This window comes from Natronomonas gomsonensis, from assembly GCF_024300825.1.
Lineage (GTDB): Archaea > Halobacteriota > Halobacteria > Halobacteriales > Haloarculaceae > Natronomonas > Natronomonas gomsonensis.
In genome coordinates this window covers 1,844,433-1,867,920 of the sequence record NZ_CP101323.1, presented here as the reverse complement: position 1 = coordinate 1,867,920, position 23,488 = coordinate 1,844,433, and the positions used below count along the sequence as shown (strand labels likewise).

The window sequence follows — 23,488 nt, the reverse complement described above, 5'->3', positions numbered from 1 at the left end:
TCGAAGCCGACTCACCCGCTCGTCGACGGGTATCGGAGGTCCGACCAGTAGTCGGTGCCCTCGTAGCGGGCGAGCCAGTAGCCGCCGCCAGTCTCGGGACGGACGGCCTCATGAGAACGGAACCGCTCGGCCACGGAGCGGAAGGCGTCGTTGGCCGACCCCTCGTAGTAGCCCTCGTCGATGGCCTCGGTGACGATGTCGCGTTCGGCCTCGGAGAGTCCCGAAAGCGTAAAACGGTACTCGGAGCGAATCTGTTCGGCAAACTCGGCGGCGTCGGCGGCCACTCGCTCGGCCTCGTAGCGGTAGTCGTAAACGGTGACTTCCCGGCCGTCGTCGACCTGAATCGGGTATCGTGTCCCCTCGTAGACGACCGCGTCGTACTCCTGTTCGGGGACGAGCACCGACGCCTCGGCGGCCTCGTCGTCGTACTCCTGGCCCACGCCGATGTCGTAGCCGTCGGTGGTCGGAGGGTCCTCCGGCGGCGGTAACAGCGAGTCCAGCGCCTCGCGGTCGACTTCGGGGAGGTCCTCGTAGTCGATAGCCGACCCACCGGGCGTGTCGGTCCCGGGATTGTAGTCGATGGCGATGTCGTATTGGGTGAGTTCGCCACGGTAGGATTCCGTGAACGAGAGGGTGTAGTACGCGCCCTCGTGGGCGATTGGTCGGTCGGTTTCCAGCGGCGGCGACCGGCCCGAGGCGGTCGCGTTGCCGCTGTCGACGGTTTCGGAGACGATTCGGCTGCCCTCGGGGTCGTTGGAAACGTCGCGACTCGCCCGCTCGGCGAGTTCGTCGTCGCCGACCTCGTCCATCACGAGGACGGCGTTGGGGTGGGCACAGCCGGCCAACGGGCCGGCAAGGAGGGCGGAGGCGGTCGCAAGCAGGGTTCGGCGGCGCATCGGACGAAATCGACGGCTCCTCCGGAATAGGTCTTGTGTACGACGGCGCTATCGGAAAATCGAATCGAAGGCGTCGGCACCCATCGGCGCGAACGTCCCCGCGGCGACGTTTTCGGCGGCGTGGTCTGGCGAGCCGGTCCCGACCAGCGCCGAGGTGACGCCGGGGGCGCTGCGGGCGAAGTTGATGGCCCGTTGGGCCGGCGTCTCCCCCGAGAGTTTCGCGTCGACGGCGTCGGGGATTTCACCCTCGGCGGCGAGGTCGCCCTGCAGAATCGATGCCGAGGTGAACACGTCGATGCCGGCGTCGTTGGCGAACCACAGCGCACTCCGGGTGCCGTCGGCACCCTCGTGGGCCGACAGCGAGAACGCGTCGGCCATGTGGACGTTGAACGGGAGTTGAATCGCCCGGAAGTGCGTCCCGCCGGTTCCGGCGCGGTCGGAAGCAGTTCGGGCACGAGAGACAACTTCCGGCAGCGAGAGGTACTTCTCGTGGTCCGGTTGGACCCGAAACGCCTCCCACGTCGCGACGCCGTAGTGGCGGATGTCGCCCGCCGCCGCCCGCTTTTCGAGTCGGGTGAAGGCGTCTTCGAGGTTTTCGTACACCGTCTCGCGGTCGAACTGTGCCAGTTGGGCCTCGGGGTTGTGGATGTAGTAGAGGTCTATCGTTTCGAGGTCGAGGTTCGAAAGCGAGCGGTCGAGGCTCCAGTTGAGGAAGTCGGGCGCGAGGGAGTTGCCCATCACGAGGTCCTCGCGGTCGAGGACGCCGGTGTCGAGGAACTCCGATTCGATGTACGCCGAGGCGTCGTTCGGCCGCTCGCCGTCGAAAGGGACGAAGCCGCCTTTCGTCGACACCATGACCGCCTCGCGGTCGACGGCGGCATCGCGGATGGCCTCGCCGACGACGCGTTCGGAGCGCTGATTCCGGTAGTTGATGGCTGTGTCGACGACGTTGACGCCGCTTTCCAGCGACTCGACGATGGCATCGTGGTACCGCTCGTCGGCGGCGTCGGTCGACTCCCCGAGATACGTCCCGACGCCGACCGAGGAGACGAGACAGTCCGCGAACCGCCGGAAGTACGTTCGTGCGAACGACTCGTGGAAGCGGTCGCGATACGCCCACGTCGCCGATTTCGTCGCCATACCCCCGTTAGGAGGGAGGGGGACAAAAACGCCGCGTCGGTGGCCATCCACCAACGGTGTCGGGAGACGCGAGGGAAGCGACGGCCACCCACAGCCATCGGCAACCACTTCGAAAGGACCCCACAACCATGCGGAAAATAGCTTCATGACTCCCACCGGGTAAGCATTGCTTACCACACGAATGAAGCTTCTTACCGCACAAACGAACCTCGAAACCTTCCCGGAGCGATGGTAGCGTCGGACAGGGACGGCCTCGACCAACTGGCCGGAATCACCGGTCTCGGGTGGACCGCCTCGATAATCGGCTATCTCGGGACCGCAATCGGCATCGGAAACACGCTCGTCGCTCGCGTCGCCGACCCCCCGTCGCTTTTCTACCTCGGGGTAGTCCTCTTTGCGACGACGTTCGGTCTCGATAGGCTCCACGATAAACGCTCCAGCGACGAGCGCTGACGGCTTCGAGACCACCCAGCCGTCAAATCGTCCCGTTCATCGCGTCGAACAGTCGTGTTTCGATGTCCTCAGGGGTCCCGCCGTCGGTCGCCGCCGGCAGCGACGCCTGTCCCCCGCCCATCCGGGCGTGCCCGCCAGCGCTGGCCTCCGAAATCGGGTCCAACGCCGTCTCTAAGGCTTTCCCCATGTGGACGCGGTCGTCTCGGGAGCGCCCCGAGAAGTGGAGCGTCTCCTCGTGTTCCCCGAGGACGACGGCCGCGGAGACGCCTTCGAGACGCACCAGTTCCTCGGCCGCGGTCGCCAGCGCGTCGAGGTTCGACAGTTCGCCGACCCGACTGACCAGAAACGAACCGTCGATTCGGCGGTGGTTGATTGCCCGTGCCTTCACTTCGAGCGTCTCGCTGTCGACTTGTGGGTTGGCGATTCGGTCGAGCGAATCGGCGTCCGCTGCCGGGAACAGGTACGCTGCAGCGTCGAACTCCGCGGGGGTACACCCTCTGGTGAACGCCGTCGTATCGGACTGGATGCCGTACAGGAGACCGGTCGCGAGTCTCGGGGTCACCGTCTTCCCGTCGTCGTCGTGGTGGACGGACCACCCGCGGTCCTGGAGGTACTCGGCGACGATGCTCGCACACGACCCACGTTCGGGCCTGATGTCCGTGAACATCAACCCCTCACCGTTTCCGGGGTGGTGGTCGACGACGGCGTAGGGATGGACGTACTCGGCGCCCTCGAAGCCGCGCGGCTCGTTGTGGTCGACCAACACGACGGCTTCGGTTTCCAGTTCCGCCATCCGCTCTATGCGTTCGAAATCACACTCCAGTACCGTCTCGAAGGCGCGATTCTCCGAATGTCGTATCCGCCCTGGGTGTTGGATAACCGCAGACGTGTCGACGGTTTCGGCGATGGCGGCGACGCCCATCGCCGACGCCATCGCGTCGGGGTCGGGATTCGGATGCATCAACACGACAACCCGGTCGCGGTCGGCGAGGGCGGCCGCGAGTCGGTCGCCCGGAGTCCGTCTGACGTAGCGGCTGAACACCCGGCCGACGAGGAACGCAGCGGCGACGAGAAACACGACGATGACGACCAGTTCGGGTTGCTGGACGAGGGCGTCGAGTGCCCGCTGGCTAACCGCCGCCGCCTCCCCGACGGCCTGACGCTCCATACCCCCGTGTACCCCGTCTCGGGGTAAGTAGCTTCGGCCGGAACTGTCATCGAGGGGAAATCCGACCACCGATACGTCCCGAGGGCTCCACTTACTTGCGTCGCTCGCGGTAGGCCTCGATTGCGTCGCGGTACCCCTCGCGGTAGGTCGGATACCGAAACTCGTAGCCGAGTTCCCGCACCCGGTCGTTCGAACAGCGCTTGCTCGTCAGGATGCGGCGCCGCGCCGGCTCCGACAGCGAATCGTCGTCCAGCCGTTCGGCTTTCGTCCGCTTGGGTGGGCGCTCGACGCCGCACTCGTCGGCCAGCCAGTCGGCGAAGGTCCACTTGTCTACGGGTTCGTCGTCGACCGCGACGAGCAGTTCTTCGTCGGTCGATTCCAGCATGAACCGGACGATTCCCGCGGCGTCGTCACGGTGAACCATGTTCAGATACCCCTCCGTGACGGGGCCCTCGAGGTACCGTTCGAGTCGATAGCGGTCCGGCCCGTACAGTCCGGCGAACCGAGCGACTCCACCATCGATGCCGTATTCGGGGGCGAGTTCGCGGGCGATGCGTTCGGCCTCGACGAGGACGGCCGTCTTCTCCGTGGTCGGCTCCAGCGGCGTCGATTCGTCGACCCACCCGCCCTCGTGGTCGCCGTAGACGCCCGTACTGGAGGTGTAGACGAGGCGGTCGGGGGCGTTTTCGCGTTCGCCGAACGTCTCGATGGCCGCCCGAAGGCCCTCGACGTACACCTCGCGGGCGGCGCCGGCGCCTCGGCCGCCCGACGACGCCGCGAAGACCATAGCGTCGACATCCGGCACCGCCCCGAGGGCGTCAGCGTCGGTCACGTCGGCTTGGACTGCTTCGGCACCGGTCGCTTCGACCGCCTCGATACCCGCCTCGGAGCGCCGAACGCCGACGACGGCGTGGTCGTCGACGAGCTGTCGGGCGAGTTCGAGCCCGACGTAGCCACAGCCGAGAATCGCGACCCTCATTTCTTGCTCTCGATGAACTGATGTAGCAGCGCGAACTCCCGGAGCGTCATCGGGAACCGCCCCTCGACTTTCGACTGAATCTCGCGTGCTTCCAGCTGTCCGCCGACGCCGGATTCGACCGCCTCGACGTCGAGAACGGCCGTTGTCATCCCCATCAACAGCGCATCGCGCGACAGCGTCGCGATGGTTTCGGCATCCGGCGTGTCCGCAAGCACCGCGAGAATCGACGCCCCCTCTTCGAGCGTCAGTTCCGGTTCCTCGCCGTCCAAAAGCGCCCTGAGCGTCCCCATCTCGACGCCAGCACGTTCGGCGATTTCCTCGACACCGTGAGATTCGATGGCCGCAACCAACTCCGCGACGTACAGTTCGTACAGCTCCTCCGGCGTGTACTCGCCGGGGGCGTCGACGACCTCGTGGAACATGGCCCGACTTCGGCCTCCTCTCTGAAGTAGCGTTCGGGATTCCCTACAGGAAGGGGCGGTAGTAGTAGGGGCTGACGAACCCCTCGATGAGGCCGGCGACCGCGAGCAGGATGCCCACGCCGACACAGACCCAAAACGCCCGTTCGAGTTCGTCGGCCAGCGGCGACTGCGTACCGAACCGAGTGCGCCAGCCGACGGCGCCGAGATGCAACCCAAGCGCTCCGGTGATGACGAGCGCCGGGAGTTCGATGACGCCGTGGGGGACGACGAACGCAAGCAGTTCCAGCGGCGCCTCCTCGGTTCGGGCGAGCGCACCGATGATGGCCCCGTTGAAGAACATCGACACCGCGGCCGGAACCGCCAGGGCAAGCCCCGCAAAGCCGGTGCTCACCGCGACGGTCCAGTTGTTCGCGCCGAACTCGACGGTCGCAGCGACCGGATTGTGTCCGGCGAGTCGGGCGGAGATGGACGACGGAACCGACGCCGCCAGCGGCGCCGCGAGCGTCCATCCGACGGCACCACCGACGAGTGCGAACCCCGCCGAAGCGACGTGCAACAGCGGCGCCGAGCGGACGAACGTCATCGTCTCTCGCCAGCCCCGTCGAAGCCCCGCCCGGAGCCGGTCACCGAGCGCCGCCGTCGGCGGGTCCGGCGGCGCTACCGACCCGCGAGCGTCGCCGTACAGCGCGGTTTTCGTCACGTCCAGAAACGGTGAGACGACCGTGAACCCGACGACGCCGACCAGCGGCGCACCGCCGAGAAACGCAAGTGCCCCGGCGAGCGAACCGAGGACGAACAACGAAGCGACCGAGACGCCGTAGTACACAAGCGCCGAGATCGGATTCGAGCGGACGAACCCCCATCCGCCGCGAATCGCATCGAGGGGACCGATGTCGTCGACGACGACCGCGACCGGCGCGAACGCGAAGACGGCTCGGACGGCGACGAGCGCCAACAGCGCCACTGGAGCGACGACCAACGCGAGCAATCCGCCGAGCAGTGTCGACACCGAAACCGCCGCCGCGAGGGCGCCCGCGACGGTGCCAACGATTACGACCCAGAGAACTGCCTCGATGAGTCGAACACCGAATACCGACAGCCAGTGTCGCTTGGCACCACGAATCGCCGCGACCGACCCCCGCTCGTCTCGGAGTCGGGCGTAACTGGCCGACAGCTGTGCCGCGGTGGCGACGACGCTGAGGACGACCGCGGCGACCACCGCGAGGAGTAGCGAGACGCCGAGGATGGCGAGCGTCGTCGGCGTCATCGCGATTTCGAGAATCGACTGAACGTCGGCCATCCACGCCTCGACTGCGGCCGGGTCGCCGTTCTGTGGCGGTGGGCCGAGGTCGGTGTTCGATAGTGCGGCACGGAGGTCTGCGAGACGCCCCGCCGTCGAGAGATACAGGTACGTCACCGCGAGTCCGACCACTGGAAACACCCGAACGACGACCGGTATCGCCGGGGCGAGGAAGTACGCGGGCAACAGCTCCGACGGGCGCTGCAGCGCGACGTCGCCGCCCGAATCGCCGTGGAGGGCTTCATACTCGCCGTTCGACCGCCCAGCGGATAAATCTCGGCCGTCACGGCGGCCACCCCGGTGACCGCTCGTCGACCACGCCGTCGGTGTCCCCGACGCCGCGTTTCCCCGGTGGCACGACGACCACCACGACCGTCTCGGTTCTGAACGATATTCGTTCGGCGGTTCCGAGGCGGCGGGACTCGCCGTCGTGACGAAGCCGCACCGTCCGGCCGTCGCGGAGGTACGTGACCGGTGCCCTCGCATCACCGCGGTTCGCCCGGACGGTAAAGCGCTCGTAGGTTCCGCCGACGGAGACGGTCCAGACGTTCCCGGTGGCGTACCAGTAGCCGGGGACGGGGGCGATGGGAAGACCCGCCGGGAGCGCGCCGAGACGCTTGCCGAGCGCGCGTTTTCGGGCCTGCTCGGTTGCGCCTTGGGTGCCGTTCGCGACGACATCGGTGAGCGCCTTCCGGTAGGCCTTGCGAGCCGCCTCCCCTGCCTCGCTCGCGGGCGCTCGCCTCGGTCGGGCCCGTTCGTCGCGGAGGGCCACCGCAAGCCGGCGGTTCAGTCGAACACGGAGTCGGTCACGATTTGCGGTGTCGACCGCCTTGACTGCTCGGTCGATTGCCGACCTGTTTGCCAACAGCAGGGCTTCGGTCGCCGTCGGGGCATCGCTTCGAAGCGCTGATTCCGCCTCGCCCTCGGGGACGCCTTCCTTGACCATAGCCGCGACGAGTTCGCCGCGGACGTACGCCGACGCCGCCTCGACTTCGGCGTCGAGTGCTCGCCGCTCTGCCGGCGCCGTGTCGTTGCCCATCGCGGCGAGCGTTCCCGCAGCCGTCGAGAGGGCGACGCGGTCGGTCCCGAGAAACGGGATTCGGTCGACGACGGATTCCGCGACCGTGTCGTGCGGTGAGGCGAAGACGTTGACGTTTCTGGTCTTGAGCGGGTACACCGAGCCGCCGCCGCGTACGTCGATTCGGTCCCGAGACACCTCGCTCGTGGGAAGATACGACGGCGCCGCGTCGACCGATATCGAGAGGTTCCCCGCCGGGTCGACGAGGCGCTCGGAGGCCGGCCGATTCCGTTCCCGATGGGCCGCGAGCGCCCCGTCGAGTCTACGGGGATCGATTCCGCGGCTGATGGCGTCCGTGATGCCCTCGTTCGTTCGGTCGTGGGTGTCGGCGCGCGAATCGAGATGGGTGTCGAGACGTTCGAGATACGCGGCTCTGACCGCGAGACGGGTTCGCCCCCGAGCGTCCGTCGCGTTCGGACCGCGTAGGCTCGGCCGTCGCTGTCGGAGTGCCGACCGGAGCTTCGACGGCGGGTTCGCCCGCCCCGCGCCCACCGCCCGTGCTGGGACCGAGACGGTGACGTTTCGGGTGCGCTCACGGAGCGGCCGGAGGTCTTCGACGAGCGTCGACCGCTCTACCGTCGCAGGCGCTGTCGCCGCCGTTTTCACCGAAGGCGGCGCTCCGACTGCGGCGTCCCTGGCGGCGGTGCGGAGGCCGTCGGCCGCTTGCAGTGCGTCGGCACTCGCCCGACGGGTCGCATCTTCCAAGACGCCGTCGAGGTTGCCGGTCGGGACTCCCTCGATTGGCATGGTACGGGCTTGAACCGCGACACCGACGCGGGTCGACCACTCGGAGACAGTTCGTGTCGTGGTCGTCTCGTTGTCCCGCCGCCACGTTCGCGTCGTCGTCGCCGTTACCTGGGCGTCGAACACCGAGCCGTTTCGCGTCGACCACCCATCAGAGCGGGGCGGACGGCCGCCGATTTCTTCGAGCGCGACGCGGTGGTCCGTCGACGTGGCGACGCGCTGCCATCCGCTGCCGGGCGGGGTTGGTTCGTGCCGACCGCTCCGAGACTCCACTTCCGTCGCGACTCTCGCCTCCACCGTGTGGGCACGCTCGATGAGGCCCGAAACGTTTCCGGACGTGCCGATGCCGACGACGTCGGCGTAGGCGTGGTCCGCGGAGCCGTTGACGCCGACTTCGACCGTCGGGTTCGCGGGCGGCGACCCACGCCACGTGCCGACTGGTCGCTCCGCAGGTGGGTTCGGCCCGAGGTCGTCGGCGCCCTCCAACACCGCGTCCGTCCACGCGTTCTCGCCACCGGCGGCGGAAAGCAGGTCGGTAGTCGCGACGCGTCGGCCGGCCGCGGCGATACCGTGCTCGCCCCCGGGGTCCGTCGTGCCGAAGGCGGCCTGCTGTTCGGCGAGCAATGCGTCGTTGGTCGCGAGTTCCACGTGTCGTGTGCCGAGAACCGACGAAATCGGCGCGCCGCCGTACTGTGCGTACCCGCGAGTCCACGCGATAGGGTAGAGCCGTGCCGTCAATCGGCGGCCGAGTCCCGGTTCGGTGACGGCGGCGTTCGCCCGGCGCTCGAAGCGCTCGGTCCGGTCGTGGAGCGACAGCGCGGGATTGGCGACGACGAACGACGGTGACCGCTCCACCGTCGATACCGGGTCATCGTTTCGGGTCGCCGTGAATGTGAGGCCATCTACTTCGACGCGAATCGCAGCGTTATCCGTCCCCGTTGAGGAGAGCCGAACTCGCTCGATTGCCTCACGGTAGCCGTCAGTGGTCGCGTTCACCGGCGGGAGTGACGCGGTCGCCACGACGTCGCCGCGGCGGAACGAGACGGTTTCGAGGCGGGCCGCCGCACGCAGATACAACCGCAAGCGAAGCCCATCCCGGAACGGGTGGCTGTCGTTCAACGCCCGACCGGCCGTCGTGTTCGCCGGTCGCGTTACCGGTCCGGCCGCGGCGGCGGTCGCCGCATCGTCGGCGGCAGCGCGGAGTTCGGTCACCGATTCAGCAGTTGCGCCCTCCATCGCCCGGTCGACCGCGGGGGTCGAGACGGGTCGGTGGTGTCCGACCGTCGCCGTCAGCGTGACGCTTGAGACGACGAGCAGGACGCCAACGAGCGCGAACGGGACTCGTGCTCTGTCGTTCACGGTTCCCACCGCCTGACGGTGATGTCGACGGATCCAGTCGTGACGTTTCCGCGAGCGGCCGCGGGCGAGTCGTACCGCTCACGGAGGTCCCGGCGTAATCGCGCCGCGAGAGCCTCTGTAAGCACATTGTTCCCACGCCGGACCCGAGCGTCGGTTACGGCCGGACGAACGTCGACAGCGAGGCCGTCGCCTGCTCGACGATACCGGGTCGAAACCGCGGGTGCGGTTCGGGCATCGACGAGCAGTGCTCGCGTCCGCTCGGGCGGAAACAGCCACGAAACGTACGCCGAAGCGAGTTCACGAGACAGGTCTTCGAACGTCGTAGCGTCGGTCGGCTGGCGAACGCCGCTGTCGGTGGTTAGTCTCGTGACGGCGACGGACGCGTCGCGAGGGGGCCGGTCGCCGACCGAGACGCCGCCGGAAAGCGGGGCACCGGGGTACGGTTCCCACCGCGCCGTGACGAACACCCGCCGGCTGGTCGAGGAGGCGACCGCTTCCCGAACCGAACCGGGATACTTCGAGTCTGTCATCCAGTCCCCATCGATGCTGCTGTCGAGTACAGCGGCGGCCCCGAGATGACCCGCGAGGGTGTCGTGGGTCGCATGGCCGAGGCCGCTCGGAACCGTCGCGGTGGCCGTCGCGACGGTCCGGGCGGTCGAATCGGCGCGCACAGCGGGCTCTTCGTCCTCGACTGGGACGCCGACGAACAGCGTCGTGACGGCGACACCGACGAGCAGGAGACAGAGCGAAACGTCGAGGACGGTGCTCACGCCACGGGCCACACGCACACCTCCAGAGTACCGGGATGGATGGTCGCAGGGTCGGTACGGACGCTGACTCGTCTCCGGGCGCACTCGCTTTCGTCCGGCGGGGTCGGGCCGGCAGTCCATGCGGACCCATCGGCGGCCACGGTCGCGTTCAGCTCGTAGCCGGCCGGCCGAGCGTTCGACGCGTTTTGACCGAGCGGAACCACCACCGAACCGAACGACGACGCCGTCGTGACGAGTCGGTCGGCAGCCGTCGGCGCGACCGCTCGGTCCGGCGACAGCGACGCCAACGCCGCCTCGACGGTACCGGCGTACAGCGTCAAACCGATACAGACGGCCAACACCGCGGCCAGCGCCGCCAGCGGTTCGACCTGTGCTCTACCCGACCAGAACGACATCGACACCCTCCCAGGAGACTCGCCGAACGCTGATTCGGTCGACGTTTCGCCACGTCGGGGCGTCGCTCCGGGCCGCGTTTGTGGCGCGCTTGAAGGCCGTCGGCGAGTCGAAGTGCGATTCCGGAGGCGCTCCCTCCAACACGTCGTGAAGGCGCTCGGACCCTCGGGCCGGCGTTATGGGTCCGTACCGGAACCGGGCGTGTGTCGTCCCACCCGAACCGCGGAGCGACAGCGATTGGGCGCCGATACGGGCGGCGTCGGCGTTCGGAACCGGGTGGTCGCCGACGGCGGCGTAGTCGCTCGCCGCGACGCTGTCTACCGTCTCCGCTGCTTCGGTCGCTTCGGGGGGCGCCGCGGCCGGAATCGCGCTGGCGACACCGAACACCGAGCCACTGGCGACGGCGAGGCCGACCCAGACGTACCACGCATCGAGGGGAACGTCAAACATACGCGCGGTGGCCGCGTTCTCGGTTATAAACCTCCGGTGACGGTCGCGGCGGCACGGAACGCCGCGAGGTACGTCACCGTCGCTGCACACAGCGCGGCCCCGACCCGATAGCCGATGGTTGCCCGGTCGAGGCCACGAACGAGACCGGTCGACAGCGCTGTGAGAACGGCCGCGAGCAGGAGGACGTAGACACCGACAGCGACGGCAAGCGGCGCGGTTTCGGGCACCGAACCGTCGAGCGTCGGAGCCGTCCCGACGCTGTCGGCGAGAGCGACGGTCGTCCCCCCGACGAGCGGGCCGAAAAACGCGGCCGTGTTGCCGAGCGTCGACGTGACCCGAGCGAGGTCGCGGCGAGCAGTCGCTTCGACGCGTCGGAGGTCGGTGAGGTGGTCGGCGGTTTCGACCAGCGCCCGACCGGCCGGTCGCCCCTCCCGTGCTGCGATTCCGAGCAACTCGGCTGCACCCGCCGTGCGCTCACTCGGGACCGAACCCAACGCGCCGTGGTCGCCGTTGAACGCGGCTTCGACGCCGACACGGAGTTGCCGTTGGCGTCGGGCGGCGGCCGCGAACGTCTCGCGGGCGACGCCGTCGAGTTCGTCCGCGGCGTCGGCGACCGCTCGCTCGACGGAGACGCCATCGACCACTCGGCGGCCGACGAAGTACATCGCATCCGGGAGTGCCGCTTCGAGTTCGTCGGTGCGTTCGCGGACGGCGACCACGGGACGGTACGCGACGACGAGAGCGACGCCGACGCCGAGGCCGACGCCGGCGAACGGGACGCTCCACGTCGGGAGAACGACCGACACAGCGAGTGCCGAGCAGACGGCGACGACTCCGCCGGCGACGACCGGTCGCCAGCGCCGGTTCGGCACGTCCGGGTGGTCCGGTCCGACGCGGGCGGGCGGAAAGGCGACCGGGCGGTTGGCGAGCAGCCAGCCGCCGGCACAGCACAGTCCGAGTGGCAACAGCAAGTCGTAAATCACGACTATGGCGGGTATCGTGGCTTCGAGTCCGGCCGCACCAGCGGCGGGGAGTACACCGACGAGTGCGAGCGGCAGGAGGACGCCGAAGGCGTACAGCGCCGTCGCGGGGCCGCGGAGCGAGTCGGCGGCGTCGGCCGCCCGCTCCCGCGTTCCGTCAAGGGCGGCGTCCATCGCCCGGTCGAGGGCCCGCGTGCGCTCACCCTCGGGAGAATCGGCGGCGGCGTCGACGAGCGTCACTGCCCGATGAAGCGCCGGGAACGTATCACGCCACATCGCGGCGAACGCTCCAAGCCCCGAGTGCGGCGTCCCGCGCGCTCGTCGAACGTGCTCTTCGAGGTGGTCGCCGAGGCGGCCGTCGGTCTCGGCGGCGAAGGCGGCGGCGCCTTCGACCGTCGGTGCGACGCGAATACGCAGTACGGCACGGCTGACGAGCGCCGGTGCCGCGCCGAGTGCGCGACTTCGGCGGGCACTCCCAATCATTCGAACGGCCGTCCGGCATCCGGCAGTCGTTCCGATGCCGACACCGACTGCGACGACGAACAGCGCCGGCGACATCGTAACGACGGCGAGGACGGCGACCACTGAACCGGCGACGATGCCCGCACCGTCGGCGGCGGCGGCCAGCAGATGCGGGTCCTCGTCGAGCAGCGGCGCGATGTCGAGGAACGCCTTCGGTGCCGCCGTCCGCGGCGACAGACGGGCGAGTCGGGCTATCAGAGACATCGACCGGAGAGGGCGTCCGCACGTGCTTCGATGTCGTTTCGAACGTCTTCGGGCGTTTCTGTCGGTCCGGCCAGCGTGGAGAGCGTCGACGCCTCGCCAGGAGCGAACCGACCGCTTCCGTCCGTGAGCGACTCGAAGGTGACGCCAGCAGGACTGCGTTGGACCGCCTCGATGTCACGGAGTCGGCGGGTTCGGCCGTCGCCGTCGTCGAAGGCTTCGAGCGTGACGACGAGGTCCGTGTCGGCGAACGCCGTCTCGGGGACGCCGAGGTCGGTCACGACCCGCTCGCGGACCGACTCACCACCGCCGCCGTGAATCGTTCCGAGGACGGCGCCGTCGGCCGCGCCCACGCGCATCGCCTCGTACAGTACCGTCGCCTCCTCGCCACGAACCTCGCCGACGACGAGGGCGCCATCGCCCAATCGGAGCGCTGTCCGGAGCGCTTGGGTTGGGTCGATGGACGTGCCATCACCAGTTTCCACCCTGAGAGCCTGCACGTCGCGTCCGCCCGACTGTAACTCCTCGATGGGGAGTTCGGGCGTATCCTCGATGGCAACGGTACGAACGCTTTCGGGGATTTCCCACAGTAGCGCGCCGAGCAGGGTCGTCTTGCCGGCCCCGCGAGCGCCGGCCAACAGGACGGCAGCCCCGCGTTCGACGGCCACCGAGAGAAAGGCCGCGGTCCTCGGAGCGAGCGTCCCGTTCTCGACGAGGTCCGGGAGGCGGAAGGCGGATTCGTCGTGGGCACGGAAGGTGAACCCGACGCCCTCGCTGACTGGCCGGGTGACGCCCGCGACGCGAATCCTGCGGCCGTCGGCGTCGGTGGTCGCTGCGAGCGTCGGGCTCGCACGCGAAAAGGCGCGGCCGCTGGAGCGCCGAAACCGGGAAGCGAGTGACTCGACGCCGTCCTCGGTCAGTCTGACGTTCGTCTGCAGCGTTTCGCCGTCACGACGCACGCGGAGCGGGTTGTCCGCGACCGGCGCGGTCGCGAACACGTCGGTGACCGCCGCGTCCGCGAAACAGTCCTCGAGAACGCCGAGTCCTCGGGTGTGCTTCTCCAACACCGACGCGAGCGTCTCGGCCGGTTGGCCGTCCTCGGCGACCGACCGGACCGCCCGCGACGGCGCTCGCTCGCCGCCGGAGACCGCACCGCTCGCGAGGCGTTCGTGGGCTTTCGCGAGCGTCGCCGTCGCCGCCGCATCGAGACGGTGTTCGACTGGAGTGAGGTGATACGTCGCCAACCCAGCAGTCTCGTAGCGGCGGACGACGGCACCGGTGTCGAGTTCGTACCGGTCCTGCAGGGTCGCCTCGGCGGGCGGACGCGTCGCGATTCGCGAGCGCGCGAGCGCCGGCCCGATGTGTGGCCGGAGCGCCGTCTCGTAGTCACAACCCACGAACGCTTCGAGACCGGTTTCGGCGGCGAGGCGGGCGAGTGGGTCGCCCCGGCCAGTTGCGACGCGTGCGGCACCGAGGGGGTCACTGCGTGTGCGTTCGGCGAGTGCGTCGTCGTGAAACGCCGCCGCGTCGCTAAATCGGCCTGCGGCGACCAACAGTCCCGCGGCACCGTCCTCGTAGGTCCGCTCGAAGCCGGCCGACCGCGTTCGAACCGACTCGACATCTCGGTCACGGAGGGCCTCGATTGCCGTGGCTCGGCAGGCCGGAGCCGAAGCGAGACGCCCCTCGCCGGAGCAGGCCGAACTATCGAGGAGGAGTCGGTCACCCTCGAAGGTCGCTTCACACCGACAGTCGGCGTCGGTCGACAGGAGTTCCTCGAACACGGGGTGTCTGGTCTCGGCTTCGCTTTTGAACCCTCGCCCGCCGAACTCGGATGACCACCATCCGGCTGGCCGAAACCAGCGACAGTCTGAGCCGCGTCCGGTCCGTAAGGACGAGCGGCGTTTCGACCCGAATCGGCACCGCGCTTTCGACCGTCCGGTTCCGGCCACTCCGTGGTGCCCACAGGAGACGGTCGTTTTCGACGACGAGTCGGCCGCCGTCGGTGAGCGTCGGGTCGGGTGGGTCGACGACGACGGTGGTACCGGCAGGTGTTCGACCGGCTTCGAGAGCGGCGTTGCCGGCGGCGAGAGACTCCGCCTCGTGGGCCAGCGACGACAACTCGTCCGTTGCGAGTTCGGCGTTGCGGTCGCGTTCGACCCGCTCGGCGACGGGGAGGCTCACGCCGAAGAGTGCGGTCGCCACCGCTACCGCCAACACGACACGAATCACGGCCAGTTCCGGAGCCGGTCGAACGGGCCATCCGGGGCGTCGGCGTCGGTGTTTCCGGAGTTCTCGGAGCCGCCCGGTGGGTTCTCGCCGACGGCATCGCCGCCGACGTGACGCTCAAGCGCCGTGGCTTTCCGCAACGCGAGGTCCGCACGCTGTTCGATGTCGTCGTTGACCGCTCGGACGGAGCCGACGTAGCCACGCAACGCCTGGACGGCCGCTTCGAGTTCGACGACTCTGCCCTCGAGGTCGTCGAGTCGGTCTGCGTACTCGAAGGGTTCGTCCGTGGCGAGAGCGCGCTCGACCGCCGCGAGTCGGCGCTCGACGGATTCGCGGTCGTGGTCGGTGTCGTTCGGGTCCATGCCGACGGATTGCCGCGTGTTGTGGTTTGAACGTTCGGACGAAACGCATCGACAAGCGAGCGGCGACGGCTGTGTTGTTTTCCATATCCAATACCACCGAGCGCGGACGCCGGTCGTCGACACGAGTGGAAATAGAGCGCTCGTTCGGGCGCACTCGCGCGCGGTAGAAGCGTTCAGCGCAGTCGGATACGGCGAACGTGTGCGCAAGCGAATCAGCCCCAAAACACACTCATAAGTTATGGATGGTTGCGGGGGAGTTACCCGAATATAGTATTGTACTATCATCCCAAAACCGTTATTACCCTCAAGAGATTACGCTCAACCGAGCAGAAATGTACCAGGTGCGAACTACCACGAAACGGATAGGAGAACGATGGCAGGATTAGAAGTTCCGACGTGGGACCCTCAGGCAGCGATACTCATCGGTGCCGTGCTGTTTGAGGCGTTCCTCCTGTACGTCGGGTACGGTGGACTCGAGAAACTGATTGGCCCGCGTCTGATGGAGGCCCTCGTCGGGGGTGAGAACAGTGCTTGAGTTGATTTCCGACACCCTTGGCGGGACGCTCGGTGCCTCACCCGAACTGCTGGCGCTGTTCGTCGGTTTCGGGTTAGTCGTTGGTATCCTGTTCGGCTTCTTCGGCATGGGCGGGTCGTTCCTCGTCACGCCGGCGCTGTTGATGATGGGTTATCCGGCCCGCGTCGCCGTCGGGAGCGGGATGGCGTTCGTCTTCGGGACGGCCGTCATCGCGACGCTGAAACACCACGACCTCGGACAGGTCGACTACAAGCTCGGCGGTATCATGATTGCCGGGACGACTATCGGCATCGAGGTCGGCCGCGCGAGCGTGTTCTATCTGGAGGAGATGGGACTCGCCGGCGGTATCATTAGCGTCGTCTACGTCCTCCTGTTGGGCGGAGTCGGACTGATGGTCACCCGCGACGCACTGAACAGCGACGGCGGCAGTGGTGGCGGCCACCACGACGAGGCCGACAAGGACCTCAGCGAGTACGAGATTCCCGACATCGCAAAGACGATTCAGCAGACCGTTCGGATTCCCCCGATGGTGAACCTGCGCGGTGACGTCACCGTCTCCCTGTGGGTCATCATGGCCGTCGCCTTCGCGACCGGTCTACTGTCGGGCTTCCTCGGCGTCGGCGGTGGCTTCATCCGGATGCCCGCGATGATTTACGCCATCGGCGCGCCGGTGCCCGTCGCCGTCGGGACCGACCTCTTCGAAATCGTCTTCTCGGGCGGTATCGGCAGTTACCTGTACGGACAGGGCGGCGGCGTCGACCTCGGTATCGTCGTCCCGCTGCTGTTCGGTAGCGCCCTCGGCGCTCGAATCGGGTCGGCGGCCACCAGCGTCGTCGACGCCGACGGCATCAAGATTTACTTCGGCGGAATGTTGCTCGCCGGTGCCGTCGCCGTCGGTGTCGGCGAGGTCGGCTCCTACCTCGACATCGAAATCCTCGAAACTATCGGCCTGGTGTTGGTCCTCGGCGCGGCCGTCGTCGTCGCCGCCGCGGTCGTCTACACCAGCCTCCGGTCGCTTCGGGCGACCCGCAGTCAGCAGACGCCAGCGGCCGACTGACGCCGACCGCTCGTATTCACGCTGTTTTCGCGTTTTTCACCGACTACAACCTCGTCTCCGAACCGCTTCAGCGAGCCGTCGCCGCGAGACCGACGAACGACCCCTCGCCGCGACCCGACTCGACGCGGTCCGGTTCGGTCATCTCCTCTGGCATTCGGAACACCGTCTGGGCGGACTCGAACTCGTCGAAGCCGGCCGATTCCATCGCTTCGAGGAGTTCCGCCGTCGAGACGAACGTCGCGTCCCGATAGAAGGGGTTGTCCGCTTTCTTGGCCTCGTAGCGTTCGCCAAGCGGACTCTCGCGGTCGACGTACCCGACGACGAGTCGGCCGCCGGGAGCGAGCACGCGGCGTGCCTCCCGTAGCGTCTCGGCGATGTCGTCAACGAAGCAAATCGTCGTCACGACGAGTGCGGTGTCGAACAGTCCCGAACGGAACGGGAGCGCCTCCGCGACACCCCCGACGACCTCGATGCCGCGCTCGGCGGCGCGTTCGAGCATCTCCGTCGAGGGGTCGACGCCCACCTCGATTCCGAGCGGCGCCGCAAAGCGGCCGGTTCCGACGCCGATTTCGACTCCACGACCCGGGTCGCCGACGAGTCGCTCTAGGGCCGCCAGTTCGGAACGGTAGGCGTGTTCGTACTCCTGAAACCACTCGTCGTACCGGTCGGTGTGCTCCTCGAACGGGTCGGTCACGGGCATGGTCGGAGTTCGGCCCGTCTCCTCTTACCAGTACGGGAGAATCCCACGAGAGAAGAACCGTCCGGATAGCGAACGAGGAAGCGACGAGTCGAAAAGCGTGTTCAGAAGTCCAACGTCTCGACCAGCCGGTCGATTTCGTCGGCAGTGTTGAACGCGTGGACGGAGACGCGAATCGCCTCCTCGCCCGGCAGCGCCCGGACGACGATGGACCGGTCGGCGAGCCGTTCGACCGTCGCCTCGGCGTCGTCGACGGCGATGGGGACGAGTCCCGACTCGTAGGACCGCGGCCCGAGCAGACGGTCCTCCGGGATGTTCGCTTTCAGGTGGTCGGTGAGCCGTTCGATGCGCGAGGACACCGTCGAGAGACCGATGTCCTCGAAGACGCCGATAGCCTCCTGTAAGGCGATGTGAGCAGCGGGGTTCGTCGTCCCGATTTCGAACCGGCGTGCGCCCGCTTCGTACTCGAAGGGCGTGGCACCCGAGTCTGTCACGCTCCGGTAGCCGATTGCGGTCGGCTCCAGACGTTCCGCGAGGTCCGAGCGGACGTAGAGGAAGCCGGCGCCCCAGAGGCCGAGCAGCCACTTGTGGCCGGCCGCCGCCACGGCGTCGGCGCCCCACTCGCGGACATCCACGGGCATCTGTCCGGGTGCCTGTACGGCGTCGACCAACACGAGCGCGTCGTGTCGGTGGGCGATGTCGGTCAACTCCGCGACGGGCAGTTTCGTGCCCCGTGTCCAGGAGACGGCGCTGAGACACACCAGTTTCGCGTCCTCGACGGCCGCCTCGAACGCCGCTCGGTCGAGGCGTCCGCCCTCGCTCTCGACGACGCGGACCTCCACGCCGTCGCGTTCGCGTCGCTCCCACGGCAGAACGCCGGCGGGGTGTTCCAAGTCCGTCCGGACGACCACGTCGCCGGGGGTCCAATCGAGGGCGCCGGCGAAGCGGTTGATGCCGTCGGTCGTGCTCTCGGTGAGCGCGATTTCGTCGGGGTGGGCGCCGAGAAACGAGGCGACCGTCTCGCGGACCTCGTCGTAGGTGTCGAACGCCAGCGGGTAGGGGTCGCCGGACGCGTGGGCGTCGTACTCGTGGCGCTCGGTGTAGGATTCCGCGGCCTCGACGACGTAGCGCGGACTCGGCCCGCTGGCGCCGGTGTTGAAGTAGGCGGTCGATTCGAGCGCGGGGATGTCCGCACGGAGTTCCAGCGGGGTCAACCGGCCGTCCAGACGGGAACTCACGCGAGGACGCCTCCTCGGTGGACCCGGCACTCGCGGTCGATTCGCTCGGTCGCTGAATCGGTCATAGTTTCGAATAGGCCGCCTCGCGGCTAAAGTCTTGTGTGTATTGTGAAATACAAGCAATTTTGATTTTGCGTCCACGTCCACGCACCCGGGACGACGACGGCAGGCCTCAGCGACGACCTACGGCCGTCAGGAGTCCCGTTGGAGATTCTCGCGTCGCGTTTCGTACTCTTCCTCGGTGAGGTCGCCGCGTGCGTACGCGAGTCGGAGTTCCTCGAGCGCCGCGTCACCGTCGCCGCCCGACCCCGTCATCGCCCGGTAGAGGAAGTAACCCCCGGCGACGATGGCCGCGAGGAACAGGAGTCGGAAGAGGAGTCCCGCGAGAACGACCCAACCGGAGACCGTTCCGTCGCCCCACATTCCGTGACCCCACGTCCCGCCCATCATCGAGCCGTACCCCATCATTCCGAACCCCATGAACAGGGCGGGGAGTACGACGAGTGCGCCGACCACGACGAGCAGTATCGCGAGGAGTCGACTGTCGTCGGTGTTGGTTGTCATAACGTTTTGGTATACGTCCCCTGCATTCAACACAGTTCCTGCTCAGAAACCATCGAATATCGTGGTGTTAGTCTCGAATAAGAAAGCGATATGGAGAAACACACCGTGTATCAAAACCAACCCATCTCGGTTCGGTCGCTGCCCAGTGAATCTGCGACCGCCGCTCGGGGAGTACGGTCCGTCCACACGTTTACTGTAACCCCCGTCGTAGTGGTGGGCATCGATGTATGGGGGTCATTTCCCGGAGTTGGGTACCGAGGCGGGGACCCAGCCGCCGCCGCTGTCGTTTCGGGACGCGAAGGGCCGCGACATCGAGGTCCGGGCCTACGGTGACGGCCCGGTCGACTCGGAGTACGACGCCCTCCTTGCGATGTACCACGACTTCGATTCGGCACACCGCTCGCTCGGGATTCCGCCGGTTCGCGAGACGCGACTGCAGGAGTGGCTGGACGTGATGGTCTCGGATTACTGCGTGCTGGCGTGGCACGACGACCGCGCCGTCGGACAGGCCGTCCTCATCGAGGAAGAGCCCGGACGCTGTGAGTTGGCCATCTTCCTCCATCAGGACTACCACAGCGCGGGCATCGGCACTCGGCTACTGGAAGCCACGCTGAGTTACGGGCGGGAACACGGCGTCGAGTACGTCTGGCTTCTCGTCGAGCGGGAGAATCGCCGTGCGGTCAACCTCTACAACGACGTGGGGTTCTCGGTCGTCGAGACGACCAACTACGACATCACGATGGCGCTGACGCTGGCCGATTTCGGTCGGTGACCCCCGGACCCGCGGCGGTGTGTTGAAACGTCCGGGCCGTCTACCGGCGAGCAATGCCGACTGCGACGCTCCGTTCGACCCGAGTCCTGCTCGTCGGGGAGACAGACTGGGTCGAGACGGTCGCCGACGCGTTGACCGCCCACACCGACGCGGTCGTCGAGCGGGCCGCCACGGCCGCGGCGGCGCTCGAAACCGTTCGAAACGAATCGGTCGAGTGTCTCCTCAGCGAGTACGTACTGCCGGAGTCGACCGGCGTGGAGTTGCTCCGCTCGGTTCGGGCCGAAACCGGGACGCTCCCGGTGATACTCGCCACGGCTTCGGGGAGCGAAGCCGTCGCCGCGGACGCAATCGCCGCCGGCGCCACCGACTACATCGCCCTCGACGGACAGCACGTCGACGTCGACGACGTACTCGACCGCATCGAACGGAGCGTCGACGCCGCCCGAGAAACGAGGACCCGACGGGACCGTGCGAGGCAGTTCGACGCCATCTTCGAAGACAGCCGGACGGCCACGTGGGTGCTCGACCCGGACGGCACTCTCAGTCGGATGAACGAAACCGCCCGCGAGATGGTCGAAACAGGCGTCGAAGACGCCATCGGCGAGCCGTTCTGGACGCTCCCGTGGGGGCCGGCGTCGGCGGAGACGCGGGCCGACGTGCGCCGAATCGTCGAGACGGCGATGGACGGCACCTTCGGCAACGCGGTCGTCACCGGTGCCGCGGACGAAACCGAGCGCGTCGTCGACCTCTCGGCCCGTCCCGTTCGCGACGAACGCGGACGTATCGTCTCCATCCTCGTCGAAGCCGTCGACATCACCGAACGGGTCGACCTCGAACGCGACCTCCGGCAGTCGGAGGAACTCCACCGGGTGACGCTGAACAACATGACGGATACGGTGTTGATAACCGACGAATCCGGCGAGTACACCTACGTCTGTCCGAACGTTCACTTCATCTTCGGCTACACCGTCGAGGAAATCCGGGAGTTGGGGACGATAGAGGAGTTGCTCGGCCCGGACCTCTTCGACCGCGAGGAACTCGCCGAGGAGGGCGTGTTGAAGAACATCGAGTGTACCGCCACCGACAAGGCCGGACGGGAACACACCCTGTTGGTCAACGTCAGGGAGGTGTCGATTCAGGACGGAACGCTCCTCTACAGCTGTCGGGACATCACGAAACGGAAGCAACGCGAGGAGGCGCTGGCGACGCTTCAGGGGACGGCGAGGGATTTCCTGTACGCCGAAACCCACCAGGAAATCGCCCAGCACGTCGTCGACGACACCGCGAGCGTCCTCGACGTCGACGCCAGCGCCGTCTACCTGTTCGACGCCGACGACAACGACCTCGACCCGGTGGTCCACTCCGCCGAGATGGAGCGGCTGAACGGGCCGCTGCGAGCGGTCCACGCCAACGACGGCGGGCTGACGAGTTACAGTTTCGTCGAGAACGAACCGCTGTTTTTCGACGACGTCCACGAATCCGACCGGCTCGAAAACCGCGCGACCGACCTCCGGAGCGCGGCGTTCATCCCGCTCGGCAACCACGGCGTATTCGTCGCGGGGTCGGAAACCGTCGGCGCCTTCGACGACGTGACGCGCGAACTCGCCGATTTGCTCGCGGCGACGGCCGAGGCCGCACTCGACCGCGTGACCCGTGAGAGTCGACTCCGCGAGCAGGACCGTGAACTCCAACACCGCAACGACCAACTGACGGCGCTGAACCGAATCAACGAGACGATTCGCGAAATCGACCAAGCGCTCGTCGAGGCCGAGACGCGCGAGGAAATCGACCACACGGTGTGTGAACTGCTCACCGACGACGACCGCTTTGCCTTCGCGTGGGTCGGCGCCGTCGACCCTCGAACCGACACGATAGAACCGCAGGCATGGGCGGGCGACGAACAGGGGTATCTGGACAGTCGTACGTTCCACGTCGACGAGACGACGGCCGAACCGGTGGGACGGGCGGCAGCCACACGGGAGGTGACATTGGTGTCGAACGTCGCCGCGCGACTCCGGGAGGAGGAGTGGCGAAAGGACGCGCTGTCGCGGGATTACCTCTCGGTGTTGAGCATCCCGCTTTCGTACAACGAACTCACTTACGGCGTCCTGACGGTGTACGCGCGGACCCAGAACGCCTTCGAGGACACCTTGCGGACGGTCATCGCCGAACTCGGCGAGACGATTGCGGCGGCGATAAGCGCAATCGAGCGGAAGAACGCCTTGCTCACCACCTCGATGACGCGAGTCGAGTTGTCCATCGACGACCAGCGGTTCGTTCTCTCCAGACTCGCCGCGGCGGCCGACTGTACGCTCTCTTATCAAGGTGGCATCCAACAGACCACCGAGGGGAGTTACGTCTTCGTCACCGTCGAGGACACCTCTATCGACGCCGTCGAGGCGGCTGCACGGGAACTGCACTCCATCGAGACGGTCCACCGAATCAGTGCCGACAGCACCGGTGGCGTCCTCAGACTCGGCCTGTCGAGTCCGTTCCTCGCAATCGAGTTGGCCGACCACGGCGCGGTGTTGCGGAGCGTCTCGGCGAACCCGACGACGACGACGCTCGTCGTCGACATCCCCGAGAGCATCGACGTGCGACACATCACGGGACTCGTCCGCGAGTTGTTCGACGACGTTCGACTGCAGTCGAAACAGACGTTCGACCGCTCGACGGACCGGGACCTGTACTCGCGGGTCTTCGACCGCCTGACCGACCGGCAACTCGAAGTGGTTCAGACGGCCTACTACAGCGGCTTCTTCGATACCCCCCGCGAGAGCACCGGCGAAGACGTCGCGGCGACGCTCGGCATCTCCTCGACGGCGTTCTACAACCACATCCGGGCCGTCCAACGGACGCTGTTCGAATCGCTGTTCGACGACATCGGCGTCCCGGCGGCGCAGTCGGCGGCAGGGGGTTGACCATCCAACCCTCACCGACCAGCGAGGTTCGATAGCCAACCGCCGAATATTCCCTTATACACCTATTACCCACATCCAGAGCGCAATCGATTCGCGCGACAGTGCTCCCGACACCATGCGAGACAAAACCCAAACCCCGAACGCCGAACGCCGGTACGAATGCTTCGAATGTGGAACCGTCGTGGTCACCGCCGAGAGTCCCGGTTCCTGCCCCGAGTGTGGTGGGGATCTCCGGAACCGTGGTACACCCATCGAGTGAGA

The 23,488-nt window shown here is 67.4% G+C and carries 23 protein-coding genes; 6 read left to right on the top strand and 17 right to left on the bottom strand.

Annotation, left to right across the window (positions count from 1 at the left end; genetic code table 11):
* Positions 1-11 precede the first annotated feature (11 nt).
* Both NMP98_RS10090 and NMP98_RS10085 read right to left on the bottom strand, forming a co-directional pair.
* Positions 12-896: a hypothetical protein gene (locus NMP98_RS10090; RefSeq protein WP_254857438.1), complete on the bottom strand. Its 885-nt coding sequence runs from the start codon at positions 894-896 to the stop codon at positions 12-14.
* 48 nt (positions 897-944) lie between these two features.
* A complete protein-coding gene (locus NMP98_RS10085) occupies positions 945-2,036 on the bottom strand; it encodes an aldo/keto reductase (protein ID WP_254857437.1) in 1,092 nt (363 codons plus the stop codon).
* Between the two features lie 228 nt (positions 2,037-2,264).
* Between NMP98_RS10085 and NMP98_RS10080 the strand changes: the two genes are divergently transcribed.
* Complete coding sequence (locus NMP98_RS10080) at positions 2,265-2,489, top strand: hypothetical protein (protein WP_254857436.1); 225 nt, start codon at positions 2,265-2,267, stop codon at positions 2,487-2,489.
* A gap of 22 nt (positions 2,490-2,511) precedes the next feature.
* Here NMP98_RS10080 and NMP98_RS10075 read toward each other — a convergent pair whose 3' ends face one another.
* From NMP98_RS10075 to NMP98_RS10020, 12 genes are all read right to left on the bottom strand, one after another.
* On the bottom strand, positions 2,512-3,657 hold the full coding sequence (locus tag NMP98_RS10075; RefSeq protein WP_254857435.1) for a DHH family phosphoesterase: 1,146 nt from the start codon (positions 3,655-3,657) through the stop codon (positions 2,512-2,514).
* A gap of 91 nt (positions 3,658-3,748) precedes the next feature.
* Positions 3,749-4,636 carry an SDR family oxidoreductase gene (locus tag NMP98_RS10070; protein WP_254857434.1) on the bottom strand — a complete coding sequence of 296 codons (888 nt, stop codon included), beginning with the start codon at positions 4,634-4,636 and terminating at the stop codon, positions 3,749-3,751.
* Positions 4,633-5,058 (bottom strand): DUF5791 family protein, encoded by a 426-nt coding sequence (locus NMP98_RS10065; protein WP_254857433.1) that lies wholly within the window; start codon positions 5,056-5,058, stop codon positions 4,633-4,635. The genes NMP98_RS10070 and NMP98_RS10065 overlap by 4 nt, the downstream gene beginning before the upstream one ends.
* Before the next feature lie 43 nt (positions 5,059-5,101).
* Positions 5,102-6,544, bottom strand: a complete 1,443-nt coding sequence (locus tag NMP98_RS10060) for a stage II sporulation protein M (protein ID WP_254857432.1) — start codon at positions 6,542-6,544, stop codon at positions 5,102-5,104.
* A gap of 97 nt (positions 6,545-6,641) precedes the next feature.
* Complete coding sequence (locus NMP98_RS10055; RefSeq protein ID WP_254857431.1) at positions 6,642-9,539, bottom strand: DUF7286 family protein; 2,898 nt, start codon at positions 9,537-9,539, stop codon at positions 6,642-6,644.
* On the bottom strand, positions 9,536-10,321 hold the full coding sequence (locus NMP98_RS10050) for a DUF7284 family protein (protein WP_254857430.1): 786 nt from the start codon (positions 10,319-10,321) through the stop codon (positions 9,536-9,538). The genes NMP98_RS10055 and NMP98_RS10050 overlap by 4 nt, the downstream gene beginning before the upstream one ends.
* Complete coding sequence (locus NMP98_RS10045) at positions 10,306-10,704, bottom strand: DUF7285 family protein (RefSeq protein ID WP_254857429.1); 399 nt, start codon at positions 10,702-10,704, stop codon at positions 10,306-10,308. The genes NMP98_RS10050 and NMP98_RS10045 overlap by 16 nt, the downstream gene beginning before the upstream one ends.
* Positions 10,685-11,152, bottom strand: a complete 468-nt coding sequence (locus tag NMP98_RS10040; RefSeq protein ID WP_254857428.1) for a DUF7283 family protein — start codon at positions 11,150-11,152, stop codon at positions 10,685-10,687. The genes NMP98_RS10045 and NMP98_RS10040 overlap by 20 nt, the downstream gene beginning before the upstream one ends.
* A 23-nt stretch (positions 11,153-11,175) precedes the next feature.
* Positions 11,176-12,858, bottom strand: a complete 1,683-nt coding sequence (locus tag NMP98_RS10035) for a type II secretion system F family protein (RefSeq protein WP_254857427.1) — start codon at positions 12,856-12,858, stop codon at positions 11,176-11,178.
* A complete protein-coding gene (locus NMP98_RS10030) occupies positions 12,849-14,636 on the bottom strand; it encodes an ATPase, T2SS/T4P/T4SS family (RefSeq protein WP_254857426.1) in 1,788 nt (595 codons plus the stop codon). Before NMP98_RS10030 ends, NMP98_RS10035 begins: the two co-directional genes overlap by 10 nt.
* The gene (locus tag NMP98_RS10025; RefSeq protein ID WP_438269631.1) at positions 14,593-15,072 is read right to left on the bottom strand and encodes a DUF7311 family protein; all 480 of its coding nucleotides are present in this window, start codon (positions 15,070-15,072) and stop codon (positions 14,593-14,595) included. The genes NMP98_RS10030 and NMP98_RS10025 overlap by 44 nt, the downstream gene beginning before the upstream one ends.
* Positions 15,073-15,080: 8 nt before the next feature.
* Positions 15,081-15,443, bottom strand: coding sequence for a DUF7310 family coiled-coil domain-containing protein (locus NMP98_RS10020; RefSeq protein WP_254857424.1), 363 nt, complete (start codon positions 15,441-15,443; stop codon positions 15,081-15,083).
* A gap of 373 nt (positions 15,444-15,816) precedes the next feature.
* On the opposite strand from NMP98_RS10020, the gene NMP98_RS10015 reads away from it, so the two are divergent.
* The gene (locus NMP98_RS10015) at positions 15,817-15,978 is read left to right on the top strand and encodes a DUF7512 family protein (RefSeq protein ID WP_254857423.1); all 162 of its coding nucleotides are present in this window, start codon (positions 15,817-15,819) and stop codon (positions 15,976-15,978) included.
* A gap of 1 nt (position 15,979) precedes the next feature.
* Positions 15,980-17,035, top strand: a complete 1,056-nt coding sequence (locus NMP98_RS10010; protein ID WP_254861310.1) for a sulfite exporter TauE/SafE family protein — start codon at positions 15,980-15,982, stop codon at positions 17,033-17,035.
* A 67-nt stretch (positions 17,036-17,102) separates the two neighbouring features.
* Here NMP98_RS10010 and NMP98_RS10005 read toward each other — a convergent pair whose 3' ends face one another.
* The 3 genes from NMP98_RS10005 to NMP98_RS09995 all read right to left on the bottom strand — a co-directional run bounded on the left by NMP98_RS10005 (position 17,103) and on the right by NMP98_RS09995 (position 19,534).
* Complete coding sequence (locus NMP98_RS10005; protein ID WP_254857422.1) at positions 17,103-17,735, bottom strand: class I SAM-dependent methyltransferase; 633 nt, start codon at positions 17,733-17,735, stop codon at positions 17,103-17,105.
* Positions 17,736-17,836: 101 nt separating this feature from the next.
* Positions 17,837-18,970, bottom strand: a complete 1,134-nt coding sequence (locus tag NMP98_RS10000) for an aminotransferase class V-fold PLP-dependent enzyme (RefSeq protein ID WP_367997228.1) — start codon at positions 18,968-18,970, stop codon at positions 17,837-17,839.
* A 192-nt stretch (positions 18,971-19,162) separates the two neighbouring features.
* On the bottom strand, positions 19,163-19,534 hold the full coding sequence (locus tag NMP98_RS09995) for an SHOCT domain-containing protein (RefSeq protein WP_254857421.1): 372 nt from the start codon (positions 19,532-19,534) through the stop codon (positions 19,163-19,165).
* Between the two features lie 223 nt (positions 19,535-19,757).
* Here NMP98_RS09995 and NMP98_RS09990 point away from each other — a divergent pair, with 223 nt between their 5' ends.
* The 3 genes from NMP98_RS09990 (at position 19,758) to NMP98_RS09980 (ending at position 23,486) form a co-directional block, all read left to right on the top strand.
* Positions 19,758-20,306 (top strand): GNAT family N-acetyltransferase, encoded by a 549-nt coding sequence (locus tag NMP98_RS09990; protein ID WP_156709645.1) that lies wholly within the window; start codon positions 19,758-19,760, stop codon positions 20,304-20,306.
* Positions 20,307-20,359: 53 nt separating this feature from the next.
* Positions 20,360-23,227, top strand: coding sequence for a bacterio-opsin activator domain-containing protein (locus tag NMP98_RS09985; protein ID WP_254857420.1), 2,868 nt, complete (start codon positions 20,360-20,362; stop codon positions 23,225-23,227).
* A 115-nt stretch (positions 23,228-23,342) separates the two neighbouring features.
* Positions 23,343-23,486 carry a rubrerythrin-like domain-containing protein gene (locus tag NMP98_RS09980; protein WP_254857419.1) on the top strand — a complete coding sequence of 48 codons (144 nt, stop codon included), beginning with the start codon at positions 23,343-23,345 and terminating at the stop codon, positions 23,484-23,486.
* The last annotated feature ends 2 nt before the right edge of the window (positions 23,487-23,488 follow it).

What these genes read in the sequence shown, in the direction of transcription:
- NMP98_RS10090 (WP_254857438.1), bottom strand. Translation starts at nt 896, where the DNA reads ATGCGCCGCCGAACCCTGCTTGCGACCGCCTCCGCCCTCCTTGCCGGC.
- NMP98_RS10085 (WP_254857437.1), bottom strand. Translation starts at nt 2,036, where the DNA reads ATGGCGACGAAATCGGCGACGTGGGCGTATCGCGACCGCTTCCACGAG.
- NMP98_RS10080 (WP_254857436.1), top strand. Translation starts at nt 2,265, where the DNA reads ATGGTAGCGTCGGACAGGGACGGCCTCGACCAACTGGCCGGAATCACC.
- NMP98_RS10075 (WP_254857435.1), bottom strand. Translation starts at nt 3,657, where the DNA reads ATGGAGCGTCAGGCCGTCGGGGAGGCGGCGGCGGTTAGCCAGCGGGCA.
- NMP98_RS10070 (WP_254857434.1), bottom strand. Translation starts at nt 4,636, where the DNA reads ATGAGGGTCGCGATTCTCGGCTGTGGCTACGTCGGGCTCGAACTCGCC.
- NMP98_RS10065 (WP_254857433.1), bottom strand. Translation starts at nt 5,058, where the DNA reads ATGTTCCACGAGGTCGTCGACGCCCCCGGCGAGTACACGCCGGAGGAG.
- NMP98_RS10045 (WP_254857429.1), bottom strand. Translation starts at nt 10,704, where the DNA reads ATGTCGTTCTGGTCGGGTAGAGCACAGGTCGAACCGCTGGCGGCGCTG.
- NMP98_RS10040 (WP_254857428.1), bottom strand. Translation starts at nt 11,152, where the DNA reads ATGTTTGACGTTCCCCTCGATGCGTGGTACGTCTGGGTCGGCCTCGCC.
- NMP98_RS10035 (WP_254857427.1), bottom strand. Translation starts at nt 12,858, where the DNA reads ATGTCTCTGATAGCCCGACTCGCCCGTCTGTCGCCGCGGACGGCGGCA.
- NMP98_RS10020 (WP_254857424.1), bottom strand. Translation starts at nt 15,443, where the DNA reads ATGGACCCGAACGACACCGACCACGACCGCGAATCCGTCGAGCGCCGA.
- NMP98_RS10015 (WP_254857423.1), top strand. Translation starts at nt 15,817, where the DNA reads ATGGCAGGATTAGAAGTTCCGACGTGGGACCCTCAGGCAGCGATACTC.
- NMP98_RS10005 (WP_254857422.1), bottom strand. Translation starts at nt 17,735, where the DNA reads ATGCCCGTGACCGACCCGTTCGAGGAGCACACCGACCGGTACGACGAG.
- NMP98_RS09995 (WP_254857421.1), bottom strand. Translation starts at nt 19,534, where the DNA reads ATGACAACCAACACCGACGACAGTCGACTCCTCGCGATACTGCTCGTC.
- NMP98_RS09990 (WP_156709645.1), top strand. Translation starts at nt 19,758, where the DNA reads ATGTATGGGGGTCATTTCCCGGAGTTGGGTACCGAGGCGGGGACCCAG.
- NMP98_RS09985 (WP_254857420.1), top strand. Translation starts at nt 20,360, where the DNA reads ATGCCGACTGCGACGCTCCGTTCGACCCGAGTCCTGCTCGTCGGGGAG.
- NMP98_RS09980 (WP_254857419.1), top strand. Translation starts at nt 23,343, where the DNA reads ATGCGAGACAAAACCCAAACCCCGAACGCCGAACGCCGGTACGAATGC.